Source organism: Pseudomonas sp. PLB05, from assembly GCF_021106615.1.
Lineage (GTDB): Bacteria > Pseudomonadota > Gammaproteobacteria > Pseudomonadales > Pseudomonadaceae > Chryseomonas > Chryseomonas benzopyrenica.
In genome coordinates, this window is record NZ_JAJOHO010000002.1 from 54,987 (window position 1) to 71,503 (window position 16,517).

Below are 16,517 nucleotides of genomic sequence, written 5' to 3' on the forward strand. Positions count from 1 at the left end.
ATGAATGGTACCTCCGAAATGGCGACATCTTTTCACAGCCGCGAGGGCGATGCCAGTGCCCCTCACCTGTTCCAGCGCGTGCGCTTCGACCTCAAGCGCCGCTGGGCGACCGTCGTCCGCCGCGAAGACCTGGGTGGCGACCTCTTGCGCCTGACCTTTGGTGGCAGCGACCTGGCCGATTTCCAGAGCGCAGCCTTCGACGAACACGTGAAGCTGTTCGTCCCCGCCGACACCACCCCGATCCGCGCTGCCAATCCCGAGCAGCTGGTCGGTCGGCACTACACCCCGCGCCACTACGATGCCGCCCGTGGCGAACTGGCCATCGACTTCTATCTGCATGAAGCCGGGGTGCTGACCACCTGGGCGCGCCAGGCGCAGCCGGGTGCCGAGCTGATCATCGGTGGCCCCAAGGGCGCCCTGGTGCCGCCCGAGGACTTCGACTGGTACCTGCTGGCCGGCGACGAGACCGCCCTGCCCGCCATCGCTCGGCGCCTGGAGCAACTGGCCGCCAGCGTCCGCGTTCAGGTCGTCGCCGAAGTGGCTCGTCCTGGCCTGGAGATCGCCCTGTCGACGGCCGCCGCCGCCGAGATCCGCTGGGTCTATCGCGAAACCGAGGCCAATGCCTTGGTGCAGGCCCTGGAGCAGCTGGAGTTGCCCGCGGGTGAAGGCTATGCCTGGATCGCCGGTGAGGCGACCCAGGCCCGCGCCGCGCGTCAGGTGCTGCTGGCCAAGGGTCTGCCGCGGGACTGGGTCAAGGCCGCCGGCTACTGGAAGCTCGGCGAGAGCGACCAGCATGTGAAGGTCGAGGATTGACTACCACCGCCCCCCTCGCCGATGGCCTGCCGCGACCCCGACGCTACCGGGCGGTCGCCGCCCTGCTGCTGGCCATCAGCATGACGGTGCTGGACAGCGGCATCGCCAACCTGGCGTTGCCCACCATCGCCGAGGCCCTGGATGTGTCCGCCGCCGCGGCGGTGTGGATCGTCAGCGCCTACCAGCTGAGCCTGGTCGCCCTGCTGTTTCCGCTGGCCGCGGTGGCCGAGCGCCACGGCCTGCGTCCGGTATTCGCCGTCGGGGTCGGCATCTTCGGCCTGGCTTCCCTGGGCTGCGCCCTGGCGCCGGATCTGGCCAGCTTGGTGGCTGCCCGGGCGCTGCAGGGGGTCGGCGCCGCCGCCATCATGTGCGTCAGCGCCGGCATCGTGCGGCTGTCCTATCCACGCGCCCGCCTCGGGCGGGGCATCGCCATCAACGCCCTGTGCGTAGCCCTGGGTTCGGCGGCCGCGCCCAGCCTAGGCGCGGCCATCCTGGCGCTGGGCGGCTGGCCCTGGCTGTTCGCGATCAACGTACCCCTGGCCATCCTGGTCGGCCTGCTAGTGCGCAACCTGCCCGACAGCCCCCACGCGCAACGCCGTCTCGATCCCGTCAGTGTGCTGCTCAACGCCCTGCTGTTCTGCGCCGGCATCGGCGGTCTGGAGCGGCTCGGCGGCGCGCCGCTGCAGGGGGTGGCCCTGTTGTTGCTAGCCGCGGCCAGCCTGGTGCTGCTGGTGCGCCGCGAGCGCGGCTTGCCGGCGCCCCTGCTTCCAGTGGACCTGCTGGGGCTGCCGGCCATGCGCCATTCGGTGCTGGCCTCGGTCTGCTCCTTTGCCGCGCAGATGCTCTGCTTTCTCGCCCTGCCCTTCTATCTGCAGCACCAGCTCGGACTGGTGCCCTTGCAAGTGGCCCTGTTGATGCTGGCTTGGCCGCTCACCGTGGCCGTCTCGGCGCAAGTGGCCGGGCGGCTGGCCGACCGCCATCCGCCGCAGCGGCTGTGCATGCTCGGGGGGCTGGGGATCGCCCTGGGGCTGGCGGCGGCCGCGGTAATGCCGCTGGAACACTCCACCACGCTGCTGGTTCCCTGCCTGATCGTCGGGGGTATTGGCTTCGGCTTCTTCCAGGTGCCCAACAACAGGATCATGCTGACCGCTGCCCCGCTCGGTCGCAACGGTGCCACCGGCGGCGTCCAGGCCACCGCCCGGCAGACTGGCATGGCCCTGGGCGCCGCGGCCCTGGCGCTGCTGCTGCATCTGGATGGCGGCCTGGCCCCGCGCCTGGGACTGGCCCTGGCGGCAGCGCTGGGTCTGGTCGCCGCCTGGTCCAACTGGCGGGCACCGCGCTAGGGCTGCGGTGTTGCCTGGTCGAGCAGCGCCCTGAGCGCCTGCTCACGTTCGACCGCCGGGCGTTCGCCCAGCAGCCGGACCCGGTGGAAGAACGCCGGCCAGTTGCCCGGGTGCTGCCGATAGAGGGCGTCAAAGGCCGGTACCCACTGTTCGTACAGGCCATAGGGCACCAGCCGCGCGTTGTTGAGTGGCTGGCTCATCCAGCCATCGAAGCGACGCTCGTCACGCCAGGCCGGGGTGGCGCGCAGGCGCTGATAGTCAGCACGCAATCGGGCGAAACGCCGGGCCTTGGCCGCGCGCATGGCCACCGGCGCCAGCGGCTGGGCATAGAGCCTGGCCAGGTCGTCGCGGGTGGTCAGCAGCAGGGCGCGAAATTGCTGGTAGCGGGCCTCGCGCCCAGCGTCCGGCGGCGGCAGGCCACGACTGGCGCGCCATTGTCGCAGACCTTCGCCCTCGACGAAGGTGGCGTAGGATTCGTTGAAGGCGGTATCGCCGGGCAGATAGAAGCGCTGGTGCGCCAACTCGTGGAAGATGGTCGCGGCCACCTGGTCGTCGTCCCAGCGCAGCATGCTGCTGAGCAGCGGATCGCTGAACCAGCCCAGGGTCGAATAGGCCGGCACGCCGCCGACGTAGGTGTCCTGACCCTGCGCCTGCAGCCGCTGCGCCTCAGCTCGGGCCTTGGCTTCCCGGTAGTAGCCGCGATAGGCCACGCAACCGGCGATGGGAAAGCAGTGGGTGGTGGGTCGGGTGGAGAATTCGGCGGTGGCGAAGACATTCCACAGCACGAAGGGTCGCTTGAGTTCGACGAAACCGCGATAGCTGGCGTTGTCCGGCAGAGCCAATTCGGCACTGGCGAAGCGTCGAGCCCCCGCGGCGGCAGCGAGGCGTTCGCGCAGGGCGACGGGCCGCGCGGGATCTGCGACGACCGTCGCAATGGGCTCGCGATCACGGATCAGCGCCCACTGGCCCTGTACCATCTGAGCGTAGTACCCGACCGAGGTACAACCGCTCAGTCCGATCAAGAGGGACAGCAGCGCCAGCCAACGGCTCGCGCGTTGCGCAGGCAGGGTGCCTGACTGGGTGGCGCACCCTTCCCTGCCCGGAGTTGTAGCCGTCATGCGTAGACTGTGCCTGCTGTTGCCTGTGCTGTTCCTGGGGGGCTGTTCCCTGTGGCCGTTGCCCAAGCCGGATCCTGCGCAGGCCTGGATCGATCTGGACAGCGACGGCAAGGCCAAGTTGGAAGCCCTGCGCGCCGATCGCAAGGATCTCGAAGACAAACGCTACTTCCAGGTCTGGCCGGGAAACCACGATCTGCAGGTACGCTATCAGTTCGAGGTGCAGCCTACCAACATCGGCGCCCAGGTGGCCGATCCGCTGGCGCGCACCTGCCTGGTGACCCTCAACTACAAGGCCTTCGCCGCGGGCGAGCGCTATCGCCTGGAAGCCGGCCAGACCGGTTGGCGACCCTGGGCGCGCCTCTATGACGAGCGCAACCAGGAAGTGGCGCGCAGCACTGCCAGTCGTTGCGGCGACGTGTAGACTCGGCTGATCTCCCTGTCGCGAGTCGCCATCCATGCGTCTGCGCCTGCTGCTTCCTCTGCTGCTGCTCGGCGGCTGCACCACGCCGCTGCCCCCGGTCGATCCCCAGCAGGCGTGGGTCGATCTGGAGCTGCGCGAACCCGCGGTAGGCGCCTCGCTGCTGGCCGAGTCCCAGGATGGCAGACGTCTCGACGACGGCCGCTATTTCCAGCTCGCCCCCGGCAGCCACAGCCTCAAGGTGAGCTATCGCTACGAACTCTATGGCGGCGGTGGCTTCGGACCACGTTTCGGCTGGAACGAACCTCTGCAGATCCAATGCTATCTGGAACTGGGCTACGGGGATTTCCAGGCCGGCCGGCGCTATCGACTGGCGGCCGAACACACCTTCGGCCAGGGCGAGATCACCCTCTACGACGGCCAGCGCGAACTGGTGAGCTCCCAGCGGGGCATCTGCTCGCCCTTCTGACCCCCGTCGCCAGGGAGGGCGAGCGGGTCAGCCCAGGACCCGCTAGGCGGGTACGCTGACCCAGTCATCCTGATCGCGATCCTGGCTGCGACGCGCGACCGGGCGACCCTTCTGCTCGCGCAGCTGGCGACTCATGCGCAGGAAATCCTCGCGTTCCATCCAGCGCGGCGCAGGCTGGGCAAGGGACAGAGCTTGGCGAATCCGGGCGAACGGCGACATGGCATTACCCTCTTGGCTAAATACTGTATGCGCAAACAGTACTAAGCCAAGCGAAACTGTACAAGCATCCAGCGGATGAACGGTCCGTCCTCCGGGCCGAGGATCAGTCGTTGCGCTGATAGATAATCTTGTGGGTACCGTTGGCGCAGCTGCCCACCACCATGTTGGGATCGCGTACCTCGGCGTTGGGAACCGCTTCGAGGGTATAGGCGGTCACCCCGGCCGACTGGATCTTGACCTCGATCTCGGCCTTGAGCTGGTCGCAGGACAGGGGTTCGGCCAGCGCAGCCGTGCTCAACAGGGCGGTACAGCAGAGTAGCGATAGACGCAGCATGGCGATTTTCCTTGGCGTGATGACCTCTCAGGCTTGGACGCCCGAGCTGTGGCGATGTTCTCAGCGCGATCCTTTGGCCAGCGAAGCGGTGGAACCTGGAACCCGAACGGTCTTTCCGATGGTCATTCCTTGCCGTGAAGTGCCCCCATGTTCCAGTGGTTGAAAGACAACTCTCAAGTCCTCACGCTCTTCGCCCAGTGCTGCACCCTGGGCGTCTGGGTGCTCTATGCCCAGCTCTTGCTCAACAACTACAAGCGCCAGCGCCAGCCGCGCCTGATCATCAACCGCGGCGCCGGCAAGGGCGTGGGCGCCCTCTGCCTGCTGTCGAACATGAGCGCCGAGCCGGTGTTCATCAACCAGCTCACGGTGATCCTCAAGACCAACCGCGAGACGCTCTACACCGATGTCACCGATATCCGCGAGAGCGGCCAGGATGACTTCGACCCCGATCTGGTGCTGGGCGAGGCGACCCACCAGGGACCGCTCAACACCGGCGACTTCACCCACATCGGCACCTTCCAGGGCCTGATCCGCCGCGCCGCCGAGCACAACGGCCTGACCCTGGACAACCACCGGCCGCCCGAGGGCTGGGTGTTCGAGGGCCTGGAGATCCGCGCGGTGGCCTTCTATGGCTCGGATCATGATCCCATCGGGGTGCGCCGGCGCTTTCGCCTGGGCCAGCACGACGGCAACTATTGTGCGCTGATCGCCGAGGACTGGCAGACCCAGCAGCTGACCTCGCGCCGTCAGCGGCGCATGGTGCAAAACGACTGGATGGTCGACATGGAGCCCAAGGCTCAGCCAAAGAACCAGTAGCAGATCAGGATCGATGCCGTGACCCCGGTGAATTCCGCCAGCAGGGCGCAGCCCACCGCATGGCGGGCGCGCTGGATGCCCACCGCACCGAAGTACACCGCCAACACATAGAAGGTGGTCTCGGTACTGCCCTGGATGGTGGCCGCCACCAGCGCCGGAAAGCTGTCCACGCCATGGGTCTGCATGGTCTCGATCAGCAGGGCGCGGGCGGCGCTGCCGGAGAAGGGCTTGACCAGCGCGGTGGGCAGGGCCTCGACGAAGCGGGTGTCCCAGCCGAGAAAGGTCACCGCATGGCGGATGCCTTCGAGGATGGCCTCCAGGGCGCCGGAGGCGCGCAGCACCCCCACCGCGCAGAGCATGGCCACCAGGTAGGGCAAGAGCGACTTGGCGACGTCGAAACCTTCCTTGGCGCCTTCGACGAAGGCTTCGTAGACCGGCACCTTGCGCAGGGCGCCTAGGATCATGAACGCCAGGATGATGCCGAACAGGGTCAGGTTGCCGAGCAGCGATGACAGTCCGGCCAGCGCCGTGGCGGTCAGGGTGAAGAGAAAGGCGACGAAGACGCCAAAGGCCAGGGCGCCCCCGCCGATCCAGGCCAGCACCACCGGATCCCAGAGTTTCAGCCGCTGCATGAAGGCCACCGAGAACAGCCCCACCAGGTTGGCGCAGGTGTGGGCCAGCAGGATCGGCAAGAACACCAGGGTCGGGTCCGGCGCGCCCTGCTGGGCCCGGTACATGAACACCGTCACCGGCAGCAGCGTCAGTGAGGAGGCGTTGAGCACCAGGAAGAGGATCTGCGCATTGCTCGCGGTGGTGCTGCTGGGGTTGAGCTCCTGCAGCGCGCGCATGGCCTTGAGGCCGATGGGGGTGGCGGCGTTGTCCAGGCCCAGCCCGTTGGCGGCGAAGTTGAGGGTGATCAGCCCCAGTGCCGGATGACCGCGCGGCACCTCTGGCATCAGCCGGGCGAACAGCGGGCCGAGCAACCGCGCCAGGGCGTCCACCAGTCCGGCCTTCTCGGCGATGCGCAGGATGCCGAGCCAGAGGGTCAGGGTGCCGAACAGCAGCACCATGACCTCCACCGACAGCTTGGCCATGGCGAACAGGCTCTCCACCATGGCGGCGAAGACCCCGGCGTTGCCAGCCACCAGCCACTGGCCGAAGGCGCTGATCCCGGCGACGATGAAGAAGCTCAGCCACAACCCGTTGAGCATCGGTGTTCTCCCGGCAAAACGGCGATGATAACCGTAGCGTCCGCTCCCTGCAGGGACGTCGTTCAGGCGGTGGTCATCGCTGTCGGGTTATTCTCTGACCTTTCACGCAAGCTGCTGGAGTCCGCCCATGCGTCTGTCCGTTCTCGCCCTGCCGCTGGTGCTCGCCGCCAGCCCGGTCTTCGCCTTCAACCTCAACGACGCCGTCAACGCCTACAACAGCGCCAATGGCAACAACAACGCTAAGGCCACCGCTGCGGCGGCCGCCACGCCCCAGGCCCAGGGCCTGCTGCAGGCGCTGACCACCCAGCTCAACGTCACCCCGCAGCAGGCGGTGGGCGGCACCGGCGCCCTGCTCGGCCTGGCCAAGAATCAGCTGGTGGGCAACGACTATCGCCAACTGGCCAAGGCCGTGCCGGGACTGGACCAGCTGGCCGGCGCCAACGCCACCGGCGGCCTGGCGCAACTGGGCGGGCTGGGCAGTCTGCTCGGCGGGGGTGGCCAGGACGCCAAGCAGAGTCCGCTGGGCAGCCTGCTGGGCAATGTCGACAGCCGCCAGGACGTCGACAAGACCTTCAACGCCCTGGGCATGAACAGCGGCATGACCAGCCAGTTCGCCCAGGTGATCCTCGGCTATCTCGGCAAGCAAGGCACCCAGCCCTCCCTGCTGAGCACCCTGGGTAATGTCTGGGGCCTGTGACGGCGCCCCGCGCTGGCTGACCCACGTGGCGGCCAGCCAGGCGCCGGATTACCGGGAGGCACCGCTCGGCTGGCTCTATGCAGACCGCGGTTCCCTCACCGAACGGCTGATCGCCCTCAGTGGCGGGCGCTTCGCCGTCGAGGTGATCGCCCAGGGCTGGCAGCCCCTGCGCCTGGACGAGAGCCAGGCGCTGGAGGTCCCGGCGGCCAGCCTCGGCTGGGTGCGCGAGGTCTGGCTGCGCGGTGGCGGCGAGGCCTGGGTCTTCGCCCGCAGCGTGGCGGCGCGCACGGCCCTGGAAGCGACGGATTTCGATCTGGCGGCACTGGGCGAGCGGCCCCTCGGCCACTGGCTGTTCCAGGCGCCGGCCTTCGTTCGCGGGCCGCTGGAGGCCTGTCGCTATCCGCTGACCTGGCTGCCCGCAGGGGCGGCAACAACGCCCTGCTGGGCCCGGCGCTCGGTGTTCAGGCGCGGCCCCCTGGCGATCCTGGTGGGCGAGGTCTTCCTGCCGGCCTTCTGGCCCCACGCCGGGCGCGAAGGCTAGCCGAATCATCAGCGTGGCAGCGTTGGCGCCACGGGGCCCCTATAATCGTCGGGCCCTTCGCCACGCAGTCGTCCGATGAAAAAGCACGCCTCCCGCCCCCGTGATCGCCGCCCTGCCGCCCCCCGCGGCCCCGAGCCCAGTGCCCGGGTCATCGCCACGCGCCCCCGTCGCGAGCGCATCTGGGACTTCGTCCAGCTGACCCGACTGGACCGGCCCATCGGCATCTATCTGCTGCTCTGGCCCACGCTCTGGGCGCTGTGGATCGCCGCCGAGGGGGTGCCGAGCCTGAAGAATCTGCTGATCTTCGTGCTCGGCGTGGTGCTGATGAGATCGGCCGGCTGCGTGATCAACGACTTCGCCGACCGCAACTTCGATGGCCATGTCGCCCGCACCAAGAATCGTCCCCTGGCCACCGGACGCATCTCGCCCAAGGAGGCCCTGCTGTTCTTCGCCGTGCTGGTGCTGCTCAGCTTCGGCCTGGTGCTCTGCACCAACGCCACCACCGTCTGGCTGTCCTTTGGCGCGCTCGGGGTGGCGGCGCTCTACCCCTTCATGAAGAGATACACCTACTACCCGCAGGCGGTGCTGGGTGCGGCCTTTTCCTGGGGCATGCCCATGGCCTTCACCGCCGAGACCGGCGAGCTGCCGGCGGCGGCATGGCTGCTGTTCGTCGCCAACGTGATCTGGACGGTGGGCTACGACACCTACTACGCCATGGCCGACCGCGAGGACGATCTCAAGATCGGGGTGAAGTCCACCGCCATCCTGTTCGGCGATGCCGACCGGGTGATCATCGCCACCCTCCAGGGCCTCACCCTGCTCTGCCTGGCGCTGGCCGGCGGTCGCTTCGGTCTGGGCCTGCCCTTCTACCTGGGCCTGGTGGTGGCGGCGGGCTGCTTCGCCTGGGAATTCCACGTCACCCGCAATCGTGATCCCCTGGTGTGCTTCAAGGCCTTCCTGCACAACCACTGGGCGGGTCTGGCGATCCTCGTCGGGATCATCGCCGACTACGGGCTGCGCTGAGCCGGGGTGCCCGCGGCGGCATCGGCCGCCACCTCCGGCAGCGCCTCGGGCTGCGCCGCCGGCACCGCCCGGGCCTGCTTGGCCTTGGACGCCTTGCGGCTCTGCTGCCAGGCCACTGCCAGGCCGCTGGCGCAGATGATGAGAATGCCGATCAGCGCGCCGCTGTCCGGTACATGGCCGAAGACGAAATAGCCGATGATGCCGGCGGTGACGATCTGGCCATAGCTGAAGGGCGCCAGCAGCGCTGGCGGCGCATAGCGGAAGGCCTGGGTCAGCAGCAGATGACCGGACATGCCGAAGAAGCCGAGCAGGGCCAGCATGAAGCCGTGGCCCAGGGTGGGTATCTCCCAGAAGAAGGGCACCACGCTGCTCAGCACCAGGGTGTTGATGATGCCGGTGAGGAAGTTGCTGGTGGTGGGGCTGTCGATGCCGCTGAGCAGGCGCGTCAGCAGCTGGTAGAGGCCAAAGCACACCGCCGAGCAGACCGGCAAGAGCACCGCCGGAGTGAACAGCTGGCCGCCCGGCCTGACGATGATCAGCACCCCGATGAAGCCGGCCAGCACCGCCGCCCACTGGCTACGGGTCACGGTCTCCTTGAGCAGCGGCACCGACAGCGCCGTCACCATCAACGGGGCGAGAAAGTTAACCGCCGTGGCCTCGGCCATCGGCAGGTAGCGCAGCCCGGTGGTGAAGAACAGGCTGCAGCCGATCAGGCACAGCGCCCTGAGCACCTGCAGCCCAGGCCGCTTGGTGCGGATCACCGCCAGCCCCGAGCGCGGGATGAAGATGCCCATCATCAGCAGGGTGTGGGAGAGGTAGCGGGCCCAGACCACCATGACCACCGGATAGAAGCCGGACAGGTATTTGGAGAGGGCATCGTGGGAGGCGAACAGCCAGACCGCGAGGCAGATCAAGGCGATGCCTTTGAGCGGCTGGTCGGCGAATCTCAGAGTGGGTCCTGCTTGGGCGCTCATTGGACTCCCGTGGCGCTTTGAGTCTGTTCAAAGCCTGCTGCGCGTCGGCCAAACGTCGTTGAAAATGCCTTCGGAATGCTCATTTACCCTTTGTAAACTCCGCTTCCTCAGGCACTTTCGCCTTGTTTGTCTCTAGCTCGCGAGACGTTGAACACACTCTGACGGCGGTCCCTGACCGCCTGCGTGATCCGGCCGTCCTGCACGGCGGTCCGTCGGCATGGCCACCGACTTCGGGACATGGACCTCGACGCGAGTGGAGCGTGCCGTCGAGCAGCCGTCCTGTCGCCCTCAGGACCGCGATACCGGGCGATATTTCAATAGCTTACTAACTATGACCCGGCACGCAGCCGGGTCTCTCCCGAGCTTAGTCCAAGCGCCCCGTCGAGCTCAATGCGATTGTCCGACGACTTCGCTGACAGCGCGCACGAAGGCCTCGTCCGCCTCCAGCGCACCGGGGATCTGTTCGCGCAGATAGGCCACCCAGGTGCGGATCTTGGCATCCAGGTACTGCCGCGAGGCATAGAGGGCATAGGCGTTGAGCCGCTGCAGGCGATAGGCCGGCAGCACCCGCACCAGGCTGCCATCGCGCAGGCCGTCCACTGCCGAATAGAGCGGCAGCACACCAATGCCCAGGCCCTGGCGCAGGGCTTCGGTCATGGCGTCGCCGACATTGACCTGGAAGGGAGTCTCGCCGATGCGATAGGTTTCCGGGCCGTTGGGACCCTCGAAGTGCCAGCGGTCGAAGGACACCACCGGGCTGATGAATCTCAGGCAGGCGTGGTTGGCCAGCTCTGCCGGCGTCTGCGGCTGGCCGTGTTCCTGCAGATAGGCGGGCGAAGCACAGAGGATGCTGTAGGTGTGGCCGATCTGCTGGGAGACGAAGCCGGAATCGGGCAACTCGGCCGCCACCACGATGGCCAGGTCGAAGCCCTCCTCGAGCAGATCGGGGATACGGTTGGCCATGGTCAGGTCGAAGCGCACCTCGGGGTGCAGAGCGCGATAGCCGGCGATGGCGCGGATCACATAGTGCTGGCCGATGCCGGTCATGCTGTGCACCCGCAGCCGTCCCTCGGGCCGGGCCTGGGCATGCCCGGCCTCGGCTTCGGCTTCCTCGACATAGGCGAGGATCTGCTCGCAACGCGCCAGGTAGCGCTGGCCGGCCTCGGTCAGGGCGATGCGTCTCGTGGTGCGGTGCAACAGGCGGGTACGCAGATGGGTTTCCAGATGGGCCACCGCCCGGGAGACATGGGCGGTGGTGGTCTGCAACGTCTGGGCCGCGCCGGTAAAGCTGCCGCTTTCCACCACGGCGACGAAAACGCGCATGTTGTGCAGGGTGTCCATGCCGCCTCGACAGTCTGACGAAAGCGCCATTTTCCACATTATTTCAGTATGTGAAACAAAGATTCGCCCGTTGGCGCGCTAATCGACCCTCCTGGAATTTTATAGAATCGTTAGCAGCCTAATGGTAACCCCAGCGGCCTCCTCGTCCGCTGGCGTCCTCTTCAGTTCCAGCTCATCCCGCCGACCCGCCGCGCTTCTCTGACGCGAATCCGGAGTATGGCCCTGTTGCAAACGGACCCCCAAGTGTCGCCTTTCTCTAGCAGAGCCTGGCCTGCGCTCACGGTGGTCGCCCTGGCGACCCTGCTGGCCGGCTGCATCGGTACCGGTCACAACGCGCCCCAGGCGCAGCGCCTCGACGATCAGGCGCTGGCCACCGACGCTGCCATCCGCGCTGCCGCCGGGCAGGCCGCCTGGCCCAAGCGCCAGTGGTGGCGCGCCTATGGCGATCCCCAGCTGGACGCCTGGATCAGCGGCGCCCTGGCCGACAACCCGCGCCTGGCTACGGCCGCCGCCCGGGTGCGCCGCGCCGAATCCCTGGCCGGCCTGACCGAATCCCGCGAGGCCCTGCAGGTGGAGGCCAAGGGCGCCTTCAAGCGTTACAGCTGGCCCACCGACGGCTTCTATGGCCCCGGCGAGCTGGCCGACCGCACCACCTGGAACAACAACGCCGAGCTGGGTCTGAGCTACGCCCTGGACTTCTGGGGTCGCGAGCGTGATGCCAGCGCCCAGGCCCTGGACCAGGCCCACCAGGCCGCCGCCGAGGTACGCGCCGCCGAGCTGGAGCTGACCGGCAACATCGTCCGCAGCTATATCGGCTTCGCCCTGCACCATGACCAGCGCGACATCCTCGCCGCCACCCTGGAACAGCAGCGGCACCTGGCCGACCTGGCCCAGCGCCAGCTGGACGGTGGCCTCGGCACCCAGTTCGAGGTCAGCCAGGCGCGTGCCCTGCTGCCCGAGACCGAGCGTCAGCTGAAAGCCCTGGACGAGACCCTGGCGCTGGATCGCAACCAGCTCGCCGCCCTGGCGGGCAAGGGCCCGGGTGCCGGCGCCCGCCTGCAGCGACCGCGACTGACCCTGGGCGCCGCACCGCGCCTGCCCAGTGCCCTGCCACTGGAACTGGTCGGCAAGCGTCCCGACGTGGTGGCGCGCCGCTGGCAGATCGCCGCGGCGGCCAAGGGCGTGGACGTGGCCCGCGCCAGCTTCTATCCCAATATCGATTTGGTGGCCAACGTCGGCCAGTTCCTCACCCTGGGCCGTCTCAGCGAGATGCTGACCCACGCCAAGACCGGCTCCTTCATAGGCCCCGCCTTTTCGTTGCCGATCTATGACGGTGGCGCCCTGCGCGGACGCCTCGGCGCGGAATCGGCAGCCTACGACCTGGCCGTCAGCGCCTACAACCAGACCCTGGTGGACGCCCTCAAGGACATCTCCGATGCCCTGATCAAAGCCGACTCGGCGGCCCGGCAGGCCACCCTCGCCGACCAGGCCAGCCAGGAAGCCCAGCGCACCTACGACATCGCCCGCGAGGCTTTCCGTCGCGGCCTGACCGACTACTTGCACGTGCTCGACGCCCAGACTCGGCTGTTCGCCCAGCAGCGCGTCACCGCCCAGGTGCACGCCCTGCGCCTGGCCGCCCAGGCCGGCGCCCTGGTCGCTCTCGGCGGCGGCGCGGACCTCGAACGCGGCCCGGGCGACCAGGAATTGGTGCCGGCCCGCGTGGCCGTTGAGCGGGCCGCGCGGTGAGTACCCACGTTGCCACCCACTCGCCACTGCGCCAGGCCCTGGGCGCCTGGGCGCGCAGCGATGGCAGCCTCTGGCTGTACCAGGCCAAGGTGCTGCTCGCCGCCAGCCTGACACTCTGGCTGGCCATGCGCCTGCAACTGCCGCATCCGAGTTCGGCGGTGATCACCGTGTTCATCGTCATGCAGCCGCAGAGCGGCCAGGTCCTGGCCAAGAGCTTCTACCGGGTGATGGGCACCCTGCTGGGGCTGGCGGTGATGCTGGTGCTGATCGCCCTGTTCGCCCAGGAACGGGTGCCCTTCCTGATCTTTCTGGCGCTGTGGATCGGCCTCTGCGTGGCCGGCTCGGCGCGCTACCGGGACTTTCGCAGCTATGCCTGCATGCTGGCCGGCTACACCGCCGCGCTGATCGGCATCCCTGCCGCGCTCAATGCCGACACCGCCTTCATGTCGGCGGTGATGCGGGTGCTGGCCATCACCCTGGGCGTGCTCTGCAGCGGCGCGGTGAGCGCGGCGGTCTTTCCGCAGACCAGCGCCACGGCCATGCGCGCGACCCTCTATCGGCGCATGGGCGGCTTCGCCGGACTGGCCGCCGACGTCCTGCGCGGTCGTCTCGACCGTGCCTCCCTGGAGGCTGCCGGAGTACGCCTGGCCGCCGAGGCGGTAGGACTGGAAAGCCTGCGCAGCGCCTCGGCCTTCGAAGACCCGCACATGCGCATGCGCAGCGGGCGCCTGGCCCGTTTGAATGCCGAATTCATGGGTCTGACCACCCGCCTGCATGCCCTCAGCCGGCTGTTGATGCGCCTGCGCGAGCGCGACGCCCAGGTGCCCCTGACAGCCCTCGAACGCCTCTGGGCTCCCCTGCTGGAGCTGTTCGAGGAATGGCGCGGTCAGGCGCTCACCGACCGTGCTGCCCTGGCAGCGGCGGCGCGTCTGGAACAGCTGCACCAGGGTCTACGCCCGCGTATCCGCGCCCTGCGTGCCGAGCTGCCGCCCCTGAGCGAAGCCGACCGGCGCGACTTCGAGACCGCCGTGGAGCTGCTCTTTCGCTTCACCGGCGAATGGCACGGCTATCTGCAGACCCACGCCTCCCTGGCGGCGCCGCGGCACAGCCGCGAGCAGTGGAAGCCGCGCTTCGTGGCCAAGGCCAATGCCCTGGGCGCCGCGGTCACCGGCATCCGCAGCGCCTTTCTGGTGCTGGTGCTGGGCGCGTTCTGGATCGCCAGCGCCTATCCCAGTGGCGGCATGCTGGCGCTCAACGCCGCGGCGGTCTCGGCGCTGGCCTCGGCCTCGCCCGATCCCAAGCGCACCGCCCTGCAGATGGCCGTTGGCGCCAGTGGCGGCGTGGTGCTGGGCTTCTTCCTGACCTTCTTCGTCTTTCCCTGGATCACCGGCCTGCCGCTGCTGCTGCTGACCCTGGCACCGGTGTTCATGCTGGGCACCTGGATTTCCCTGCGGCCGGGCTGGATGGGCTATGGCCTGGGCTGCCTGGTGTTCTTCTGCTTCACCTCGATCCCCGACAATCCGCCGATCTACGACGCCTACGCCTTCATCAATAATGGCATCGCCGTGGTCTTGTCGATGGTGATCACCGCGGCGGTCTCGGCGGTGCTGCTGCCGCCCAACAGCCCCTGGCTGTGGCGCCGCCTGGAGCGTGACCTGCGCCAGCAGCTAGTGCGGGCGGTCAGCGCCCCCCTGCCACACCTGGCGCCGGCCTTCGAGGGCCAGACCCGCGATCTGCTCAACCAGGCCTATGGCGTCAGCGCCGGGCGGGGCGAGGCTCAGCGACGCCTGATCGGCTGGGCCTTCGCGGTTCTGGAGATCGGTCACGCGGTGATCGAGCTGCGCCAGTTGCAGGCCCACCTGCCCGCGGCCCCGCGCTATGCCGAGAGCAGCGCCTGGCGCCAGGCCATTCGGGTGCTCGGGCGCGCCCTGGTGCGCCTCTTCCTCAAGCCTGGGGCGGAAAATCTGCGCCGGGCGCTGGCGGCGGTGGATGCGGCCCTAGCCACCGTGGCAGCCGTGGCCGAACCGCCGGAACTGCCCTATGACGAGTCGCCCCTGCGCCAGGTGCAGAGCGACCTGCATTTCATCCGCAGCGCCCTGCTCGATCCCCAGGGTCCGCTGGCCCGCTATCACGAGATCTCCCATGCCCCGTGAAATCGCCTTCCATGGCCTCTACCTGCCCACCGTGACGGTGCTGTTCCTGGTCGCCGCCCTGCTCGCCTGGGCGCTTGACCGGGTGCTGGCCGCGGTCGGCCTCTATCACGTCGTCTGGCATCCGGCGCTGCTGCGCCTGGCCCTGTTCATCTGCCTCTACTGCGCCCTGGCGCTGTGCGTTTATCGCTAGTGTGGTGTTCCAGAAGTTATCTACACAATTTTGGCGGCGCTTTTTCGGCCTGGACGTCGTTGCCACTCCTCGCCATAGCCCTGCTATGACTCGTCGCGGCGCCTAGCCTAGACCTAAAAATCACTCGCCAATTCTTGTGCGAACTCCTGAACCACCACACTAGGACTCCTGCCATGATCCTCAAGAAACTCTTCGGCGTGCTCTTTACCCTGCTGGTGGTCTGCCTGGCGCTGATCCTCGGGCGGCTGCTCTGGGTGCACTACATGAATGACCCCTGGACCCGCGACGGCCGGGTGCGTGCCGAGGTCATCACCATCGCGCCCGACGTGGCGGGCCTGGTAACCGAGATCGCCGTACGCGACAACCAGTGGGTCAACAAGGGCGACCTGCTGCTGCAGATCGATCCGGAGCACTACGAGATCGCCGTACACCAGGCCGAGGCCTCGGTCGCCGCCCGCAAGGCCACCTTCGCCATGCGCCAGCAGAATGCCCGGCGCCGTGCCGACATCGATAGCCTGGTGGTTTCCCGCGAGAACCGCGAAGACGCCAGCGCCGCCGCCCTGGCTGCCGAGGCCGATCTGCGCCAGGCCCAGGCCCAGCTGGAATCGGCACGCCTCAACCTCAAGCGCACCCGGGTTCTGGCGCCGGTCGATGGCTATGTGACCAACCTGTCGGTGTTCAAGGGCGACTACGCCGCTGCCGGCGCGCCCAAGCTGGCCGTCATCGATGCCCACTCGTTCTGGGTCTATGGCTACTTCGAAGAGACCAAACTGCCCCATGTACGGGTGGGTGCTTCCGCCGAGATGCGCCTGATGAGCGGCCAGACACTCCAGGGCCATGTGGAAAGCATCGCCCGCGGTATCTACGACCGCGACAATCCCCAGAGCCGTGAACTCACCGCCGACGTGAACCCCACCTTCAACTGGGTACGCCTGGCCCAGCGGGTACCAGTGCGCATCGCTCTGGATCCGCTACCGGAGGGGCTGCTACTCGCAGCCGGCACCACCTGTACCGTCGTACTGGAAGACGCTCGCGGTGAGCGCACCTGGTGGGATGCCTTCTGGCAGGGCTGAGTCCGTTCCGCCCAGTCGTTTTTCCTTGCTCTGAAACG

Annotated in this window: 18 protein-coding genes; 12 read left to right on the forward strand and 6 right to left on the reverse strand. The window is 68.0% G+C overall.

Annotated features, from left to right (window positions below):
* Both LRS53_RS06935 and LRS53_RS06940 read left to right on the forward strand, forming a co-directional pair.
* Entirely contained in the window at nt 1-813 is an 813-nt protein-coding gene (locus LRS53_RS06935; protein ID WP_231355453.1) for a siderophore-interacting protein, read from the forward strand.
* On the forward strand, nt 810-2,156 hold the full coding sequence (locus LRS53_RS06940) for an MFS transporter (protein WP_231355454.1): 1,347 nt from the start codon (nt 810-812) through the stop codon (nt 2,154-2,156). The genes LRS53_RS06935 and LRS53_RS06940 overlap by 4 nt, the downstream gene beginning before the upstream one ends.
* On the opposite strand, the gene LRS53_RS06945 is transcribed toward LRS53_RS06940, so the two are convergent.
* A complete protein-coding gene (locus LRS53_RS06945; RefSeq protein WP_231355455.1) occupies nt 2,153-3,274 on the reverse strand; it encodes an aminopeptidase in 1,122 nt (373 codons plus the stop codon). The two genes, LRS53_RS06940 and LRS53_RS06945, sit on opposite strands and share 4 nt — an antisense overlap.
* On the opposite strand from LRS53_RS06945, the gene LRS53_RS06950 reads away from it, so the two are divergent.
* Together LRS53_RS06950 and LRS53_RS06955 are read left to right on the forward strand one after the other, a co-directional pair.
* Nucleotides 3,273-3,695 carry a PA0061/PA0062 family lipoprotein gene (locus LRS53_RS06950; RefSeq protein ID WP_064309091.1) on the forward strand — a complete coding sequence of 141 codons (423 nt, stop codon included), beginning with the start codon at nt 3,273-3,275 and terminating at the stop codon, nt 3,693-3,695. The two genes, LRS53_RS06945 and LRS53_RS06950, sit on opposite strands and share 2 nt — an antisense overlap.
* Nucleotides 3,696-3,729: 34 nt before the next feature.
* Nucleotides 3,730-4,161 (forward strand): PA0061/PA0062 family lipoprotein, encoded by a 432-nt coding sequence (locus LRS53_RS06955; RefSeq protein ID WP_231355456.1) that lies wholly within the window; start codon nt 3,730-3,732, stop codon nt 4,159-4,161.
* Between the two features lie 42 nt (nt 4,162-4,203).
* Here LRS53_RS06955 and LRS53_RS06960 read toward each other — a convergent pair whose 3' ends face one another.
* Together LRS53_RS06960 and LRS53_RS06965 are read right to left on the reverse strand one after the other, a co-directional pair.
* Entirely contained in the window at nt 4,204-4,380 is a 177-nt protein-coding gene (locus LRS53_RS06960) for a hypothetical protein (RefSeq protein WP_017641558.1), read from the reverse strand.
* Nucleotides 4,381-4,483: 103 nt separating this feature from the next.
* Nucleotides 4,484-4,714, reverse strand: a complete 231-nt coding sequence (locus tag LRS53_RS06965; RefSeq protein ID WP_231355457.1) for a DUF1161 domain-containing protein — start codon at nt 4,712-4,714, stop codon at nt 4,484-4,486.
* A gap of 147 nt (nt 4,715-4,861) precedes the next feature.
* On the opposite strand from LRS53_RS06965, the gene LRS53_RS06970 reads away from it, so the two are divergent.
* Nucleotides 4,862-5,530, forward strand: coding sequence for a hypothetical protein (locus LRS53_RS06970; protein WP_017641556.1), 669 nt, complete (start codon nt 4,862-4,864; stop codon nt 5,528-5,530).
* On the opposite strand, the gene LRS53_RS06975 is transcribed toward LRS53_RS06970, so the two are convergent.
* The gene (locus LRS53_RS06975; protein WP_017641555.1) at nt 5,512-6,741 is read right to left on the reverse strand and encodes a nucleoside recognition domain-containing protein; all 1,230 of its coding nucleotides are present in this window, start codon (nt 6,739-6,741) and stop codon (nt 5,512-5,514) included. The genes LRS53_RS06970 and LRS53_RS06975 overlap by 19 nt on opposite strands.
* A gap of 127 nt (nt 6,742-6,868) precedes the next feature.
* Here LRS53_RS06975 and LRS53_RS06980 point away from each other — a divergent pair, with 127 nt between their 5' ends.
* The 3 genes from LRS53_RS06980 (at nt 6,869) to ubiA (ending at nt 9,002) form a co-directional block, all read left to right on the forward strand.
* Nucleotides 6,869-7,438: a DUF2780 domain-containing protein gene (locus tag LRS53_RS06980; protein ID WP_017641554.1), complete on the forward strand. Its 570-nt coding sequence runs from the start codon at nt 6,869-6,871 to the stop codon at nt 7,436-7,438.
* Complete coding sequence (locus LRS53_RS06985) at nt 7,422-7,979, forward strand: chorismate--pyruvate lyase family protein (RefSeq protein ID WP_231355458.1); 558 nt, start codon at nt 7,422-7,424, stop codon at nt 7,977-7,979. Before LRS53_RS06980 ends, LRS53_RS06985 begins: the two co-directional genes overlap by 17 nt.
* 75 nt (nt 7,980-8,054) lie before the next feature.
* A complete protein-coding gene (ubiA, locus tag LRS53_RS06990; protein ID WP_178121618.1) occupies nt 8,055-9,002 on the forward strand; it encodes a 4-hydroxybenzoate octaprenyltransferase in 948 nt (315 codons plus the stop codon).
* Here ubiA and LRS53_RS06995 read toward each other — a convergent pair.
* Both LRS53_RS06995 and LRS53_RS07000 read right to left on the reverse strand, forming a co-directional pair.
* Nucleotides 8,987-9,976, reverse strand: coding sequence for a DMT family transporter (locus tag LRS53_RS06995; protein WP_231355459.1), 990 nt, complete (start codon nt 9,974-9,976; stop codon nt 8,987-8,989). The two genes, ubiA and LRS53_RS06995, sit on opposite strands and share 16 nt — an antisense overlap.
* 387 nt (nt 9,977-10,363) lie before the next feature.
* A complete protein-coding gene (locus LRS53_RS07000; protein ID WP_017641550.1) occupies nt 10,364-11,317 on the reverse strand; it encodes a LysR family transcriptional regulator in 954 nt (317 codons plus the stop codon).
* Between the two features lie 243 nt (nt 11,318-11,560).
* On the opposite strand from LRS53_RS07000, the gene LRS53_RS07005 reads away from it, so the two are divergent.
* The 4 genes from LRS53_RS07005 (at nt 11,561) to LRS53_RS07020 (ending at nt 16,479) form a co-directional block, all read left to right on the forward strand.
* Nucleotides 11,561-13,063 carry an efflux transporter outer membrane subunit gene (locus LRS53_RS07005; RefSeq protein ID WP_231355460.1) on the forward strand — a complete coding sequence of 501 codons (1,503 nt, stop codon included), beginning with the start codon at nt 11,561-11,563 and terminating at the stop codon, nt 13,061-13,063.
* Entirely contained in the window at nt 13,060-15,216 is a 2,157-nt protein-coding gene (locus LRS53_RS07010) for an FUSC family protein (protein WP_231355461.1), read from the forward strand. Before LRS53_RS07005 ends, LRS53_RS07010 begins: the two co-directional genes overlap by 4 nt.
* Complete coding sequence (locus LRS53_RS07015; protein WP_007160208.1) at nt 15,206-15,406, forward strand: DUF1656 domain-containing protein; 201 nt, start codon at nt 15,206-15,208, stop codon at nt 15,404-15,406. Before LRS53_RS07010 ends, LRS53_RS07015 begins: the two co-directional genes overlap by 11 nt.
* 173 nt (nt 15,407-15,579) lie before the next feature.
* Nucleotides 15,580-16,479 (forward strand): efflux RND transporter periplasmic adaptor subunit, encoded by a 900-nt coding sequence (locus LRS53_RS07020; RefSeq protein WP_231355462.1) that lies wholly within the window; start codon nt 15,580-15,582, stop codon nt 16,477-16,479.
* Nucleotides 16,480-16,517: the final 38 nt, after the last annotated feature.